General features: G+C 73.7%; 10 protein-coding genes, 2 pseudogenes and 1 riboswitch. Of the genes and pseudogenes, 4 read left to right on the forward strand and 8 right to left on the reverse strand.

All coding sequences use genetic code 11. The features are described 5' to 3' along the window. Nucleotides 1-214: 214 nt before the first annotated feature. From AB0D85_RS15575 to AB0D85_RS15600, 6 genes and pseudogenes are all read right to left on the reverse strand, one after another. Entirely contained in the window at nt 215-2,716 is a 2,502-nt protein-coding gene (locus AB0D85_RS15575) for a SpoIIE family protein phosphatase (protein WP_362319473.1), read from the reverse strand. 142 nt (nt 2,717-2,858) lie between these two features. Beyond that, nucleotides 2,859-3,263 (reverse strand): annotated as a pseudogene (locus AB0D85_RS15580) (2-phosphosulfolactate phosphatase); the annotation flags it as partial. 183 nt (nt 3,264-3,446) lie between these two features. Further along, nucleotides 3,447-3,755: pseudogene (locus AB0D85_RS15585) on the reverse strand (2-phosphosulfolactate phosphatase); the annotation flags it as partial. 23 nt (nt 3,756-3,778) lie between these two features. Further along, on the reverse strand, nt 3,779-4,066 hold the full coding sequence (locus AB0D85_RS15590; RefSeq protein WP_362319477.1) for a DUF1232 domain-containing protein: 288 nt from the start codon (nt 4,064-4,066) through the stop codon (nt 3,779-3,781). Between the two features lie 40 nt (nt 4,067-4,106). Next, nucleotides 4,107-5,240, reverse strand: coding sequence for a hypothetical protein (locus tag AB0D85_RS15595; protein WP_362319480.1), 1,134 nt, complete (start codon nt 5,238-5,240; stop codon nt 4,107-4,109). Between the two features lie 363 nt (nt 5,241-5,603). Then, entirely contained in the window at nt 5,604-6,968 is a 1,365-nt protein-coding gene (locus AB0D85_RS15600) for an FAD-dependent oxidoreductase (protein ID WP_362319483.1), read from the reverse strand. A gap of 247 nt (nt 6,969-7,215) precedes the next feature. Here AB0D85_RS15600 and AB0D85_RS15605 point away from each other — a divergent pair, with 247 nt between their 5' ends. Beyond that, nucleotides 7,216-8,274 (forward strand): NAD-dependent epimerase/dehydratase family protein, encoded by a 1,059-nt coding sequence (locus AB0D85_RS15605; RefSeq protein WP_362319485.1) that lies wholly within the window; start codon nt 7,216-7,218, stop codon nt 8,272-8,274. A gap of 46 nt (nt 8,275-8,320) precedes the next feature. On the opposite strand, the gene AB0D85_RS15610 is transcribed toward AB0D85_RS15605, so the two are convergent. Beyond that, nucleotides 8,321-10,726: a C40 family peptidase gene (locus AB0D85_RS15610; RefSeq protein ID WP_362319488.1), complete on the reverse strand. Its 2,406-nt coding sequence runs from the start codon at nt 10,724-10,726 to the stop codon at nt 8,321-8,323. A gap of 8 nt (nt 10,727-10,734) precedes the next feature. Further along, nucleotides 10,735-10,906: riboswitch (cyclic di-AMP (ydaO/yuaA leader) on the reverse strand. Between the two features lie 517 nt (nt 10,907-11,423). On the opposite strand from AB0D85_RS15610, the gene AB0D85_RS15615 reads away from it, so the two are divergent. After that, nucleotides 11,424-13,412 carry a DUF1996 domain-containing protein gene (locus tag AB0D85_RS15615; protein ID WP_362320350.1) on the forward strand — a complete coding sequence of 663 codons (1,989 nt, stop codon included), beginning with the start codon at nt 11,424-11,426 and terminating at the stop codon, nt 13,410-13,412. A 6-nt stretch (nt 13,413-13,418) separates the two neighbouring features. Here the strand turns inward: AB0D85_RS15615 and AB0D85_RS15620 are convergent, their stop codons facing one another. Further along, nucleotides 13,419-14,057 carry a lipoprotein gene (locus AB0D85_RS15620; RefSeq protein ID WP_362319491.1) on the reverse strand — a complete coding sequence of 213 codons (639 nt, stop codon included), beginning with the start codon at nt 14,055-14,057 and terminating at the stop codon, nt 13,419-13,421. Nucleotides 14,058-14,255: 198 nt separating this feature from the next. On the opposite strand from AB0D85_RS15620, the gene AB0D85_RS15625 reads away from it, so the two are divergent. Further along, on the forward strand, nt 14,256-15,572 hold the full coding sequence (locus AB0D85_RS15625) for a lipase family protein (protein ID WP_362319493.1): 1,317 nt from the start codon (nt 14,256-14,258) through the stop codon (nt 15,570-15,572). Nucleotides 15,573-15,626: 54 nt separating this feature from the next. Beyond that, a complete protein-coding gene (locus AB0D85_RS15630) occupies nt 15,627-16,085 on the forward strand; it encodes an NAD(P)H-dependent oxidoreductase (RefSeq protein ID WP_362319496.1) in 459 nt (152 codons plus the stop codon). Nucleotides 16,086-16,222 lie beyond the last annotated feature (137 nt).

Raw genomic sequence — 16,222 nt, forward strand, 5'->3', positions numbered from 1 at the left:
CGCTCACCGTGGACCGCAGCCGCCCGGACCGGATGCGCCCCGACCGGGTCGCCGTCCGCTCGCGCTCGGCGAGCGGGACGCGCGGGCTCCCGGAACCACGGGGCGGCCGAATGTCGGACCGGCCGGGCTGACGGACCATGAGCCCATGTCTACACTGCCCGGCCCCGCGAGGCGAGGGCGTCTTCGGAGGTGACCGGTGTGATGCCCCGATGTGTCATGTCATGGCGGGGCCGGGGCGGCGGGTGGCGAGCAGCAGTGCCACGTCGTCCGGGCGGGCGGCGGAGTGCCTGGCCATGGCGGTGAGCCGGTCGGCCACCGCGGGGAGCGAGCGGCCGCCGCGCCGCCCGGGTGCCGGTCCGGCCTGCGCCAGGGCCACCCGCAGCGCGGTGATGCCGTCGTCGATGTCGGCGCCGGGCCGCTCGACCAGCCCGTCCGTGTACAGGGCGAGGATCGCGTCCGGCGCCAGTTCCAGCTCGGTCACCGGGTACCGGGCCCGCGGGTCCACGCCCAGGACGACTCCGCCGGGGATCTCCAGGACCCGGGTGCGACCGTCCGGGGCGCGCAGCAGGGGCGGCGGATGACCGGCCCGGGCGACCCTGGCGTGCCCGGTGGCGGGGTCCAGGCGCACGTAGCAGCAACTGGCGAACTGGCCCGGGTCGAGGTCGATCAGCAGATGGTTGGTGCCGCTCAGCACCTCGTCGGGCGGCCGGTCACCGAGCGCGAACGCCCTTACCGCACTGCGTAGTTGGCCCATCGTGGCGGCCGCCTGCACCCCGTGCCCCTGCACGTCCCCGATGACCAGGGCCAGACCGTCGCCCGCCTCGACGACGTCGTACCAGTCGCCGCCCACGTCCATCCCCTGGGTGCCCGGCAGATACCGGCCGACGGTCTCCACCAGGGGGTGCGCCGACAGCCGGCGCGGCAGCAGCGCCTGCTGGAGGCCGCGGGCGAGGGCGGCCTCGCTGTCGTACCGCTGGGCCTTCTCCATCGCGTGCGCGATCAGGCCCGCGAGCGCCGTGAGGACCGTGCGCTCCTCGGTGCTGAAGCCGCGCTCGGTGTCGAAGCCGAGGATGCAGGAGCCGACCGGGCGGCCGGAGGCGATCAGCGGCAGGAAGGCGCGGGCGCCCTCGGAGGCGTCCAGGGGGATGCCCGGGTAGGTGTCCGCCAGCTTCTGCATCGACTCGAAGAACAACGGCCTACCGGTGGTGAGCGTCTCGACGCCGGGCAGATGGGCGTCCAGGCCGACGCCGTCGAAGGGCGAGAGGAAGCCCGGCGGGAAGCCGTTCTCCCAGGCCAGGTAGAAGTGCCGGTCCTGGAGCAGGTAGATGGCCAGCCGGCGGCCGCCGAACGCCGGGAGCAGCTCCTGTGTCACCACCGCCGACACCTGCCGGGCGGTCACCGCGTCCGTCAGCGCGATGGCCAGGGCGATCGGCCGGTACAGCGGGGCCATCGAGGGCCGGTCGGCGGTGTCGGACGGGCCCGCCGCATCCGGGTCGGGCGGCCGGGGCAGGTGCACGGCCGGGTCGATCCGGTCGGCGGGGACGACCGTGCAGGTGACGAGCTCCGGGCCCGGGTGCAGGGACAGGGAGAGCCACTCGCCCTCGCCGGTGTCCTCGTGGCGGACCTGGAAGTGCACCGGGCCGGGGGAGAGCAGCGCGCCGCGCCAGTGGTCGTCGTAGGGCGGCCCGCTCAGCCACGGCATGGCCTCCCACACGGGGCGGCCCTGCAGCTCGGCGCGCGGCCGGCCCGCCAGACGGGCCGCGGCCGGGTTGACGTAGAGGACGAGCCCGGTGCGGTCCAGGCAGAAGACGCCGTGGGGGAGCAGGTCGGCCGCCCCGTCGGCGGAGGCGGCCGGACCCGGGTCGACGACGATCCCGGAGACCAGGGACGCCTCGGTGGCGCCGGGCGGCGGCCACAGCTCCAGCAGTCGCGCGGCGCCGTCCCCGGCCCGCACCCGCAGCGGGGACCCCGGGGGCTTGCCGGCCGCGGTCTCGCGCAGCGCGGTCAGCACCTGGTGGGCGTCGGCGGGCGCCACGGCCGCCGCCAGCTCGGCGCCGGTACCGGGGAACTCCGCCGGCGCCACGCCGAGCAGGGCGTGCAGACGATCGTCGCCGTGCACCGCCGAGGTCGCCGGGTCCCAGGTGAAACGGCCGACCCGGGCCGGCCCGGGACGTGCCGCGGGCGGCCGTAGGCAGACCGGCTCGCCCTCCCAGGCGACCGCCGCGTCGCCCTCCTTGGCCACCAGCTCGCGCAGCCCGGCCCCCAGGTCCTCGGCCAGCCGGCCCAGCCGGTCCAGGTCGGGCAGCTCGTCCTCCGTGTCCGGGGTCGCCGGACGCAGCACGGTGAGCACCCCGAAGGCCGACGCCGCCCCGGGCACGGGTGTGTACACCGACCCGAACTGGAAGGGCAGACCGGCCGCGAACTGGGGGTAGCGGCGCACCATCTCGGTGGCGTTCGGCAGCACCACCCGCACCCCGAGCCGGTAGGCGTCCGCGACCGGGAACGGCCGGTCCACCTGCAGCCGCCACCAGGGCCGGAACATCGGGCCGGGCAGCCCCACCAGGGTGGCGAGCCGCAGCAGCCCGGGCGTGCCCGAGCGCAGGTACACCCCGGCGACGTGGCCGCCCGCCGCGCCCAGGGCGCCGATCGAGGCGTCGACCAGCAACGCGGTCAGCCGTTCACGCGCCCGGCCCACGTGCTCCCCGCTCGCAGTCATCCGGTCCTACCTAGTCCGGTCCCGTGTCGTCCGTGCACCGCCGGGTGGGTGACACAGCAAGAATGCGTCAAGACGGCCTGGAATCGCACCTCCGCGGCATGGATTCCGTACGCGATCCGGGGGTTCTTTGCGGATCGGCGCCTCACCCAACCGGACGGAATCCGGCCGGGCCACCCGAAACCGGGCGCAGCACCAAGTGGCCGTCCTCCCGGGCGGCCGCCATGGCGAAGGGGAAGGTGTCCGCCTCCAGACAGAGCGGTACGTCCTCGGGGTCCACGCCCTCCCAGCCGAGCCGTACGCCCTTGGCGAGCCGCGCCGCCGCGCCGGAGTTCCGGGCCCGCTCCACGAACGGTCCCGGGGCGACACCGTCGTCGGCCACGCGCCCGGCGATGTACTGGGCGCAGGCCAGGTCCTCGTCGGCCTGCCCGCCGTCGCCGGTGACGACGAAGGTGACCGCGTCCGGCCGCTCCCGCCGCAGTACGGCGGCGGTGGCCCCGGCGACCACGAAACTCGCGCAGAGCAGCAGCCGGGCGCCGGCGACGGCCAGGGGGTGTCCGGCGGATCAGGCCGGCTGCGAGAAACGGTGCTTCTTGGCCGACCCGAGCGGGTTGTGGTGCGTGCAGCTGCAAGGCGGAGGAGGGAGTCGACGCGGAGCGTCGGCGAGTGACGACAACGCGGCAGATGTGCGTGCCAGACCCCGCGACGCCGGCATGATCCGCCGGACACCCCCTAGCGCCCCGGTGGTCCCGGCGGTGGTCTTCTGGACGACCTTGCGGCCCGCGACGTCCAGTGAACGCAGCCTCGCCGGGGAGTTGGCCAGGTCGAAGCCCGGCACCACCGGGCCGTCCTGGAAGGCCAGCCAGCCGGGGTGACGGGCCTTCAACTCCAGCGCCTCGTCGAGGGTTTCGGCGAAGACGATCCGCTCGGCGCCGAGCCGGAAGGCCCAGGCGGCCACCGTGAAGGCGCGCATCACGTCGATGACGACGGCGACTTCGGGCGTCGAGGACAGACCGGGGACACCGGTGTACGTGGCTCGCATCGCCCCATCATGCCCTGGACACCTCAGAGTTCGGGATCCTCCGTGGGCAGCACCCGGGCCGCGCGCATCGAGCGCAGGGCCAGCAGCAGGACGCCTATGTCGTCCAGGTAGATCGGGTCGGGCAGCAGGTCGGTCGGCAGCACCAGATACAGGACGGCGCCCCAGAAGATCCAGCGCGGGCCGGTCGGCAGCCCGGCCCGGCGCAGTGTGCGCCGGGTGCGCACCAGGCGTACGAGCACGGCGATCGCCCCGGCGAGCAGGGCCGCGGCGACGATCGCGCAGATCAGGAGCACGGTCGTGGTGGTGTCCATGGCTGTCCTGTCGTCCGGCCCCGATCCGGTCCGGGGTCTCTCACTGGTCCGTCTTCCCGGTTTCGTCCCCCGGCATGGCGTCCTTGTCCCGCACGGGACGCAGCCCCTTGAAGGCGCGGGTCAACTGCTGGAAGGGCGAGGCGGGTTGAGCCGCCGGAGCGACGGCGGGCGCGGGCGTGTCACGCAGGGCCGCGAGCGCCTCGTGGGCCAGCTCGGCGGACTCCCGGTACAGGTCCCGCGACCGGGTCATGGCCTCCAGGGCCTCGGCGTACTGCGCGACGAGCCCCCGCTCGCGGGCGAGCTGCTCCTCCAGCGTCATCAGGGTCCAGTTGTCGCGCAGATCGGCCAGCGCCTCCTCGGCGCCCTGCGGCGCGGGCTTGGGCAGGGCGGCGAACCGGCTCACGGCCGCGATCAGCTCGGTGGGCTCCGAGCCGTCCAGGAAGACGCTGCGCACCGCGTACTCCTGCGCCTCGTACCCGGTCGGCGCCGGGTCCGGGGGGAGCAGGACGGCACCGCCGCGGGGCACCTCGACACCGAGGTCGCGCAGCGCCCAGTTGACGGCACGGAACTGCTGGGGCGTGGCCCGGTGCTCCACGACACGGTGGACGAGGCCGGGCGGCAGCCGCCGGACCAGCGGCAGCCGGCCGAGCGTGTCGGGCGTCATCGCCTCGTGCACGACGAGGTTGACGCACCAGGCGTCCTTGGCGGCGTCGCGCAGGACCCGGCGCATGTCCTTGTCGTCGGCGGGCAGCGGGTTCACCGTGCGCAGCCGCAGGCCCGCGACGGCCGGATGGTAGTCCCAGGCGGCCTCGCCGCCGTCACCGGCCTCGTCCCCGTCGGGCCAGAACATCGTCGCCGGGGAGGGCCAGGCCTCGTCCCAGGGCCGCTCGGCCTCGGCGACGAGCTGCCACTCCCGGCCGGCCTGCTGCGCCACGAGGGTGAGCCGGGCGCGCACCGTCACGGTGCCGTCGTCGACGCGCCAGCGGGCCTCGAAGACCCGCCGGGCGGGGTCCTCGGGCACAGGGGGTTCGACGAAGTCGTCCAGGACGCCGGCGTCCTTGCGGCTGCGCAGGATCCGGCGGATCACCTCCTCGGAGTCCGGGCCCGTGTGGCGGCCGCGAGCGGGCCAGACGGTCGGCGGAAGGGCGGCACGGTCGGTGGCGGAGTTCGACATGGGCCAATCTGCTGGTGGGAGAGGGGTGCGTCCTCCAGTATCACCGCTCGGCGGTCTGTTCCACAGGGCGGGGGCCGCCCGCGCACGGCGCGTGCGCCCCGCACCCGGGGTGCGAACCGAGTGCGCCATACGACGCCGGTTCACCCGTGCCCTTGATCCGGCGCACCCCGCACAATGGTGCGGCGAACGGGGCCCGCCCACCCATCCGCTCAGGGGCGGGCCCTGTTCACCGTTGTCCGGCGGGCGGCACGGGCGGCGACGGCGAGCGCGGGGGCGGCCGCGCGCCGGTCGTCCGCCTCCGCCGAGGAATGCAGGAGGGGGGCCGACGGCAATCCGTCGGCCCCCTCCCGGCGTCTCAGCGCGTCACGCGCCGCTCTCCCGGAGCATGTCCTCGCGCTCGACGAGCTTCACGCGCTCGCGGCCCTGCGGCTCGCCCAGCGCCTTCTCGGCGGCGTCCAGCCGGTACCAGCCCTCCCAGGTGGTGAAGCGGACGTCGCGCTCGGCGAGGAAGGCGTCCACGGCCTCCGGTGCGGGCGCCTCGGGGGTGTGCAGCCGGCCGCCGGCGTAGTCGGCCAGCAGGTTGGACACCGTCTCGTTGGCGTCGCCCTTGGTGTGGCCGATCAGGCCGACCGGGCCGCGCCGGATCCAGCCGGTGACGTACGTCGACTGCAGGTGGCTGCCGGACTCCTCGATGACCCGGCCGCCCTCGTCCGGGACGGTGCCCGACTCGATGTCCCAGGGCAGCTTCGGCAGCTTGTCGGAGAGGTAGCCGACCGCGCGGTAGACCGCGGTGACGTCCCAGTCCTTGAACTCGCCGGTGCCCTTCACGTTGCCGGTGCCGTCCAGGGCGGTGCGCTCGGTGCGCAGGCCGGTGACCCTGCCGTCCTCGCCGAGGATCTCGTCCGGCGACTCGAAGAAGTGCAGGAAGAGCTTGTGCGGGCGGTTGCCGACATCGCGGATCGCCCAGTTCTCCAGGGTCTTGGCGACCATGTCGGCCTGCTTGTTGCCGCGCCGGGTCTCGATCGAGCCCTCGTCGTAGTCGATGTCCTCGGGGTCGACGATGACCTCGATGTTGGGGGAGTGGTCCAGCTCCCGCAGCTCCATCGGGGAGAACTTCGCCTGCGCCGGGCCGCGGCGGCCGAAGACGTGGACCTCCAGCGCCTTGTTGGCCTTCAGACCGTCGTAGACGTTCGGCGGGATCTCCGTCGGCAGCAGCTCGTCGGCGGTCTTGGCGAGGATGCGGGCCACGTCCAGGGCCACGTTGCCGACGCCGAGGACCGCGACCTTCTCGGCCTCCAGCGGCCAGGTGCGCGGGACGTCCGGGTGGCCGTCGTACCAGGAGACGAAGTCGGCCGCGCCGTAGGAGCCGTCCAGCTCGATGCCGGGTATGCGCAGCTCGCGGTCGGCGGTCGCGCCGGTCGAGAAGATCACCGCGTCGTAGAAGGAGCGCAGGTCGTCGAGGCTGATGTCGGACGGGTAGTCCACGTTGCCGAAGAGACGGATCTGCGGCTTGTCGAGCACCTGGTGCAGGGCCGTGATGATGCCCTTGATGCGCGGGTGGTCGGGGGCGACGCCGTACCGGATCAGGCCGAACGGGGCGGGCATCCGCTCGAAGAGGTCGATGGACACGCCGGGCTCGGCGGCCACCGCGGACTTGAGCAGGGCGTCGGCGGCGTAGATCCCGGCGGGGCCGGCTCCGACGATGGCTACCCGCAGGGGGCGCGGCATGATCAGGTTCCCTTCGAGTGAGGACAATCGATCTCGAACGGGAAGCCTAAGCTAAGGCAGTCCTAAGTCGGTACGCGGGTCCGGCCTATGACCCCATAAGCCGATCTTATGGCTTGTGTCGGGTCCGGCTTATGTCCCGAGGACCCTACCGGTGCCCTCCCGGTGCTTGGCGGCCGCCCCGGACATGCACCAACCTGTCCTCTGCGGCGCACCGAGGAGCGGTGGCCGGAGGGCGAGGGGTGAGAGCGTGGACGCACGCGGGGAGACGGCCGTCGCGGTGACCGGCGGCAGCGGATTCGTCGGCAGCCATCTGGTACGGCGGCTGCTGGAGCGGGGGTACCGGGTCCACGCCACCGTCCGCAGAGCCGCCGACGCGGCCAAGGTCCGGCCCCTGTGGGAGCTCCAGGAGGCATTCCCCGGGCAACTCACCCTGTTCGAGGCCGACCTGCTCAAGGAGGGCTCCTTCGACGAGGCGTTCCGCGGCTGCGCGACCGTCTTCCACGTGGCCTCGCCGTTCCTGATGCCCGAGCGGATCGAGGACGGCCAACGGGACATGGTGGACCCGGCGTTGCTCGGCACCCGCAACGTGCTCGGCAGCGTGGGGCGCACCCCCGAGATCGAGACCCTGGTCTTCACCTCCACCGTGGGCGCGATCTTCGGCGACTACGCCGACGTCCGCGAGATGGCCGGCCAACTGCTCACGGAGAAGTACTTCAACACCAGCAGCACGGTGGCGAACAACCCCTACCACTACGCCAAGACGGTCGCCGAACGCGCCGCCTGGGACGCCGAGGCCGCCCAGGACCGCTGGCGCATGGTCTCGATCAACCCCGGCCTGATCCTCGGCCCCTCCCTCACGCCCGCCTCCGAGTCCGGCAGCCTGTTCCTGCTGGACGAGCTGTTCAAGGGCTACTTCTGCTACGGCGCCCCGGACTTCAGCTTCACCACCGCGGACGTCCGCGACGTGGCCGACGCGCACATCGCGGCGGCGGAGAACCCGGCGGCCGGGGGCCGGTACATCGTGGCCAACGAGACGATGACGTCCTTCCACGACATGTCCCGCATCATCCGCACCCGGCACCCCCGTGACCTGCGCCTGCCGCGCACCGCGCTCCCGCACTGGCCGGTACGGATCCTGGGCCCCCACTTCGGCCTGACCCAGGACTACATACAGAAGCACCTCGGCATCCGCTTCCGCGTCGACAACAGCCGCAGCGTCAACGAACTGGGCCTCGCCTACCGGCCGATCGAGGAGACCCTCCTGGACCACCACGAGAGCTGGCGCACGCGGCGGCGGAGGGCCTGAGGCGGGGCTGACCTCGACGGCCGGAGGGCCGGACGGCCCGGACGGGCTACGCGGGGCGGACCACCCGGTGGATCGCCGACTCCCCGGCGTTGTAGATCGACTCCTCGCGGATGAGCGCCCCCGGGTTCGACGCGTGGACCATCTGGCCGCCGCCCGCGTAGATCCCGACGTGGCTGTCGTTGTCGAAGAAGAAGATCAGGTCACCCGGCTCGATGGCGGCCAGCGTCATCGGGGTGCCGGCGAAGGTCTGCTCCGCCGCGGTGCGCGGCAGCCAGACACCTGCGGCGCGCCAGGCGGCCTGGGTCAGGCTGGAGCAGTCGTACGACTCCGGCCCGGTCGCCCCCCAGACACACGGCCGCCCGATCTGCGCCCGCGCGAACGCCAGCGCCTTCATGGCCTTCCCAGGCTCGGGCGCGGCGCCCGGCTGGAGGAGGGCGCCGGGGTCGGTGAAGGTGCCGGGGGCGAAGGAGCCGGTGGCGTAGCCGGGAACGGCCATGGGGGGAAGCGGAGCCGCGGTGACCGGGGGCGCGGTGGGGAGCGGCGTGGTGGCGGCCGGGGGTGCGGCGACGGGCATCGGAGCCGGGGCGGCGGGGGGTGCGGCGACGGGCATCGCGGCGGGAGCGGGGGCCATGGTGGCGGCGGCCATGGCTGCGGGGGCGAAAGCCGCGGGGGCAAAGGCCATGTCGTCCACGGGCATCGCCGCGGGGGCGGGGGCCATGGTGCCCGCGGCCATGGCCGCGGGGGTGGGGGCGGGGGCCATGGGCATGGCGGCCATCGTCATGGGGCTCATGGGTTCCGCAGCCATGGGGGCGGCGTACGCGGTGGTGGTGGGCTGCGGCCCGGCGGGATAGGCGTTCGGGGCGGCGGCGGGAGGCGCTGCGGGGAAGCCGCCGCCGGTGGCCTGCGCCATGGGGGCCATCGGGGCCATGGGAGCCATGGGCGTGGCAGCGGGGGCTGCCATGGCGTACGTGCCGGTGGCGTAGACAGGCTCGGCGGGGGCGGGCGCAGGGGCCGGGGCCGGAGCTGCGGCGGCATAGGTGGCGGCCGGGGGCGCTGCGGTGTAGGCGGCGGACGCGCCCGGAGTCATGACCCGGAAGGAGCCGGTGTCCATCGGGTTCTGCGCGGGGAGAACGGCGGTGGCGGCGGCAGCGTCGGCCGCGAAGGTACCGGAGCCCGGGTCCGGTATGGGGGTGTAGGCGGTGGACGCACCGGGGGTCATCACCCGGAACGAGCCGGTGTCCGCCGGGTTCGGGGTGGGGGCGCCGCGCGTCTCCATGGGGGGCACGGTCGGGAAGCTGCCCGTGCTGCCCGGGCTCATCACTCGGTAGGTACCGGTGTCCGCCGGGGACGCGGCCTGAGGGGCGGCGGCCGCGCCCGGGCTCATCACCCGGAACGTGCCCGTGTCGGCCGGGGACGCGGCCTGAGGGGCGGCGGAGGCGCCGGGGGTCATCACCCGGAACCCGCCGGTGTCCGCCGGGGACGGGGCAGGAGCGGCGCCCGCGCTGCCCGGGGTCATCACCCGGAACCCACCGGTATCTGCCGGGTTCGGGGTGGGGGCGGTGTTCGTGTCCATGGGGGGCACGGTCGGGAAGCTGCCCGTGCTGCCGGGGGTCATCACGCGGAAGGAACCCGTGTCCGCGGCGGTCACCGTCGGGAACGCGGCCGTGCCGGTGGGGGCGTTGCCCCGGAAGGAGCCGCTGTCGGTGCGCTGGGCCGGGATGCCGACGGCGGGCGCCTGCCACTGCTGCGCCGGAGCCGGAGCCGGAGCCGGAGCCTGGGCCTCGGGCGTGGGCCAGGGGCTCTGCGCCGCGGGGGCGGGCTGTGCGGCCGGAGCGGGCTGCGCGGCGGGGGCCGTTTCGAGCGCCGCGATCGCCCGCTGCCCGGTGCGCTGGGACAGCACCTCACGCGCCTTGGCGATCTTGAGCTGGCTCTTGGTCTTGGACGTGCCCGGTGCGTGCCGCTGCGGCACGGAGGCGGGCGGGGCCTTGGGCTCCGTCGCCGGGGCCGTGGGCAGCGCCGTGCTGGGACCCGCCGTCAGTTCCAGCTTCGGGCGCTCCGCCGGCAGCTCGCGGACGACCTCGATGTCGCTCTGCGCGGACGACCCCGCGGGCAGCGCCAGACGGGACGGGCCGGAGTCCTCCAACTGGCTGAGCAGGTCGGCGGCCATGGCGCTGACGGGCCGACGCGGGGCCGAACGATCGGGCATCCGGTCGGACGGCAGCGCGGCCGGAACGCTCGGCCCCAGCTTCGTACGCGCCCCCTCGAACCACTCCCGGGCGATGTTGTCGAGGCCCGGGTCGTCACGACGCTGCCGCTTGAACAGCGGAACACCGCGGGAGCGCGAACCCCCGCTCATCGCACGTGTCGCGTTGTAGTTCCCGGTGGCGTTCTCGGCCTGGTCGTAGAGGTTGTTGATCCGCTGCCGAACCTCGTCACGGCTCTCGGACGCCATGGGGGTCGTGCTCCTTCCGTACTCCGCCTACCGGGTTAGCTGTCGGGTTCGGGCGTCGAATCCGGAAGGTATGCCCTACGGCCTTGCCTCGGGGGGCAGTTGGCCGATTCACCCCAGTGCGTCGGTTGGGTCCCCGGCTCCGGATCGCCCTCCAGGGCCCGGACTCGGCGGAGGCCGCGCGGCCCGGCGGGATTCGCCGGGGGGAGCCGAGCGGCTTGGACGTCAACTTAGCCAACTTGTGTCACTCGTGTGAAGGTTGAAGTGCGTAATGTCCGATACGTATTTGTGATGTTCGTCGTACTGTTCGGAACTCGACCGTGAGGGACGGCATTTCGCGCGATGATCGATCGCCCCCGTGCAATCGCCGCTCCAGCAGCGCTTCTCCCGGTGTCCGGGTCGGAACTCCTCGCCAACTCCCCGTCTCCTTGTCGGCGCCCGTGTCGATCGGTGTGACGCGCCTTCCGATGTGAGCACTCCGTTGTCAGTCGATTACTTGATGGAGTCGCTTCCTGTGAGGTCGCCGTGAATTCGTGGGTCTGTTGAACACGGCGGTGTCGCGGGCCGTATGGGGCGGGGGATTTCCATGCCCGGCCGCCCACGACCACGCAGGGGTACGACCGTGAGTAGGACCTTGAGACGCAACAGGCGCAGACGTCCGACCGGTGCACGGCGCGCGACCTTCGCGGCGGTGGCACTCATGCTCGGAGGGGGAGGACTGGTCGCGGTGAACGTCTACGCCTCGGCCACCGAAGGGGGATCGGACCAGCAGCCCTGGCCGAGTGCCCAGGTGCTCTCCGCGCCCACGGTCTACTGCCCCGACGTCGGCAGCAAGTTGACGGCCGTGCCCGACGCGGCCCGGCCCGACGTCGACCGTGAACTCGCCCAGCTGGACCAGCAGATCGCGGCCGCCTACCAGCAACTCAAGGAATCTGCCCAGTCCGTCCAGCAGGACCCCGGGTTCGCCGACCAGGCGATCATGAACCCGCTGAAGGAGAAGCGGTCCGCGACGCTCCAGCGCATCGCCGACGCCATCGGCCGCGAGGGCGACCGCCCCCAGGGCCTCGACGACCTCGCGGCCTGCACCCTGCACTCCTCGAACCAGGGCGGCGAGCAGTCGGCGGCACCCCAGGGCGGCGCCACGCCGAGTCAGGGCAGTGCCGCGCCGAGCCAGGGCACCGGCGCCGGCGGCCAGGGCGGCAACGGACCCGTCGCCGCCGACTACGCCGACATCACCTCCGTCCAGCCGAATGTCGCGACCCCGGCCGAGCAGTCCGGCGGCTCCACCGGCAGCTTCAGCTCCAGCTGTGGTGTGAACGCGAACGGCCTGTTCAACTCGGACAACGTGATCGTCGCGCCCGGTGTCTCCAACGGGGCCCACCACTTCCACGACTATGTCGGCAACCAGTCCAACAACGCCTTCGCCAGTGACCAGGACCTCGCGAACGCCGACACGAGCTGCACGGACCGGGGCGACAAGTCGTCGTACTTCTGGCCCGTGCTGCGGCTGCAGAACGGCAAGCAGGAGCGGGACGCCGGCAAGCCGGGCGGCGGTACCGAGGGCAACGCCGGCCAGATCGTCACGGCCAAGCAGGTCACGCTGACCTTCGAGGGCAACCCGCGCTCCCAGGTGACCGAGATGCCGCGGCTGCTGCGCATCATCACCGGCGACGCCAAGGCCTTCGTCAACGGCCCGGCCAACGCCAACGCCTCCTGGAGCTGCACCGGTTTCGAGGACCGGCAGCTGAAGGACAAATACCCGCTGTGTCCCGCGGGCAGTGACGTCGTGCGGACCTTCAGGTTCCAGAGCTGCTGGGACGGACGGAACATCGACAGCGCCAACCACCGTACGCATGTGGCCTTCGCCGCCCCCGACGGCAGCTGCCCGGCCGGCTTCCGGGCGATCCCGCAGCTGGTGCAGCGCCTCGTCTACGCCGTGGACGCGCCGAGTCTGCAGGACGGCGGTCGTACGGTCCCGCTGTTCGCGGTGGACTCGTTCCCCGAGCAACTGCACAAGCCGGTCACCGACCACGGCGACTTCATCAACGTCTTCGACGAGAGCCTGATGCGGGAGATGGTCGACTGCATCAACTCCGGCCGGACCTGCGGGGCCGGGGCCGCCGAGCAGCCGCCGTCGCAGAGCGCCGAGCCGGACCCGACGGAGACGGCGAGCCCGGTCACCCCGCCGAGCGACACGGCGAGCCCGCCCGACGACACCGCGACCCCGCCGGGCGAGGGCACGGACACCCCGCCGGCCGACGACACGGCGAGCCCGGTCGCCCCGCCTGCGGAGACCGGGAGCGCCCAGCCGTCCGAGCCCCCGGCCGAGACACCGCCGTCGGAGGCGGCCCCCGGCGCCACGGTCACCGGGCTGCCGGAGCTCTACGTGAGTTCGTCGCCCAAGAAGTCGTCGGCCGCCACGTCATCGGCCGCCACGTCGTCGGACGGTGACGTCGGCCGGCCCACCCGGCGCCCCGAGACCCGGACGCCGACCAGTACCGCCGTGGCCGCCCCGGTCGGCCAGGAGACAACCCCGTCCACGGCACCCCAGACGGAACCCCAGACCCAGCCCCAGGCCCAGGGCGGTCTCGCCGCAACCGGTGCCCACCTCTGGCCGGGCGTCATCGGCGCGCTGCTGCTGGCGTCCGGGTTCGTGCTCCTGTGGCGCACCCGGCGGGCCTCGGCCTGACCCCTCTCACGCCGCGCGCAGCGTGTCCTGGGCGAGCTCGAACGCGGGGAGCATCTCGTCGTGCTCCTCGCTGTCGAGCCCGCCCAGGTGCAGGACGACGGGGCCGTGAGGGGTGACCACGGCCAGGGCGGACTCCTTCTTGGTCTCGCCGAGGAGCTCGACGGTGTGGACGTAGTCGACCCGCACCCCGGAGAGCCCGCCCGACCTGAAGGTCCGGTACTCCGCCCGACCGGTGCCGTCCTCGGCGGCCACGAACGCCCGGAGCACCGCGCGGGCGTCACCGCTGCCCGGCTTTCCGGTCGACACCCGCAGGAACCCGACGGCCCCGGCGGGCTTGGCGTCGAGCTCGCAGACGAGCGTCACCGGGCCCTGGCGCAGCAGGCCGTCCGCGGTGTCGCCGTCCGTGCCGCCCGACGCGACGGCGCCGAGGCCGTCGACGGCCGCCGCCTCCCAGCCCTTGGCGATACCGAACGTGACCGGCAGCGCACACGCCGAACCGGCGGCGCCGACCGTGCCCGCTCTCTCGGCCGCCCCGCTCGACCCGTGCCCCGACACCGTGACGTCGGTCGAGCGCGGCGACACATTGCATCCGGTCAGCAGTCCCGCCAGCAGCGCGAGCCACGCCGCTCTCCTCGGTACGGTCACTGTCCTGTGCCTCCCCCTGGTTGACTGACCAGCACATTACTGAACCGTAACCTGACGACTGCTACCGCTGGTAACGCATGACTCGTTACCGTCGAGTAAACGGAACACGCGCCGCACATGTGCCGCACACGCCCCGCCGGCCGCTCCGGGGACGTCCCCGCTCCACCTCCCACGTCCAGCACGTCCAGGAGGTTCCCCATGCCCGTACGCATCCGTCTGCTGGCCACCGCCGTCGCCGCCGTCGCCTGCCTCAGCGTCCAGACGCTGCAGGCCACGGTCTCCCGGGCGGAGGTCTCCCGGGGCGTCACCATCCCCACCTTCTACGACCCGCCGGCCACCCTGCCCACGGCCGACGGCACCCTCATCCGCACCGAACCCCTCCCGCTGGCCCTGAGCCTGCCGACCCTGCCGGGACCGCTGCCCGGCAGCGCGACCCGGCTGATGTACAAGTCCACCGACTCGGCGGGCGAACCGGTCGCGGTCACCGGCGCCTACATCGAGCCGACCGCCCCCTGGCTCGGCCCCGGTGCCCGCCCGCTGGTCGCCCTCGCCCCCGGGACCATGGGCCAGGGCGACCAGTGCGCCGCCTCCATGGGCCTGGAGTACCCGCTGCTCCTCAACGGCGAGACGGTGTCGGTCGGTTACGAGGACCTGTCGGTCTACCGGCTGCTCGCCGAGGGCGTCGCGGTCGTCGTCACCGACTACGTCGGCCTCGGCGCGACCGACCGACTGCACACCTACGTCAACCGGCTCGACGGCGCCCACGCCGTCCTGGACGCCGTGCGCGCGGCCCGGAGCCTGCCCGGCGCCTCGGTCACCACCGCCTCGCGCGTGGGCCTGTTCGGCTACAGCCAGGGCGGCGGCGCCACCGCCGCGGCCGCCGAGCTCCAGCCCGCCTACGCCCCGGACGTCACCCTCTCCGGCAGTTACGCCGGGGCACCGCCCGCCGACCTCACCGCCGTCACCGCGGCCATCGACGGCAGTGACCTCGCCGGCGCCCTCGGCTGGGCGGTGAACGGCTTCGTCCAGGCCGACCCGGCGCTCCGGCCGATCCTCGACGCCCACCTCGGCGCGGCGGGCCGGGCCGCCCTCGCCGACCTGTCGACGATGTGCGTCGCCGACGCGATCCTCGCCTACGGCTCCACCCACAGCACCGCCTGGACCAGCGACGGCAGCTCCCTCTCCGACGTCGTCGGCGAGGAGCCGGCCCTCCAGGCCTTCCTGGACGACCAGCGCATCGGTACGACGGCACCCGCGAGCCCGGTCCGGCTGGCGACCGGCGTCAGCGACGACCTCGTCCCGCACGCCCAGGCCCGGCAGCTCGCCGTCGACTGGTGCGGCAAGGGCGCGAACGTCACCTACGTGCCGGTCGTCCTGCCGGACGCGGGCCGCGCCCTGCTGAACCATCTCGATCCCCTGCTCGCCGACCAGGGTGACGCCGTCGCCTGGCTCACCGCCCGGCTGTCCGGCGTACCGGCCGTCTCCAACTGCTGGACCATGCCCGCACAGCCCTGACCACCGGCCCGCCGGCGGTTGCCGTCGGCGGGCACCGCACGGCAGGGTGCCGGTGTGCCTACCTTGCTGATCGTGCATCACACCCCCTCGCCGAACTGCCAGGCCATGTTCGAGGCCGTCGTCTCCGGGGCGACCACCCCGGAGATCGAGGGGGTGCGGGTGGTGCGCCGGGCGGCCCTGTCCGCCACCGCCTCCGACGTGCTCGCGGCCGACGGATACCTCCTCGGCACCCCGGCCAACCTCGGCTATCTCTCCGGCGCCCTCAAGCATTTCTTCGACCAGATCTACTATCCCTGCCTGGACGAGACACGCGGCCGCCCCTTCGGCGCCTTCGTCCACGGCGGCAACGACGTCACCGGCGCCCTGCGCGCGCTGGACGCCATCACCACCGGCCTCGGCTGGCGCCGCGCGGCCGAGCCGGTCACGGTGACCGGCGAGCCGGCGAAGCCGGACCTGGAGGCGTGCTGGGAACTGGGGGCGACCGTCGCCGCCGGACTCACCGACGGCGACTGAGCGGCCGCCGGCGGCCGACTGATCCTGGCGGAGAGGTGCCGTACCGGTGGACGCGTGTCACCCGAATGGACGAAGGTGCGGGCGGCGGATGCAGGGCAGACGATGGGACGAGGCCATGTCGTCGATCCGAGGGAGCG

It is taken from the genome of Streptomyces sp. NPDC048277 (genome assembly GCF_040652235.1).
Classification (GTDB): domain Bacteria; phylum Actinomycetota; class Actinomycetes; order Streptomycetales; family Streptomycetaceae; genus Streptomyces.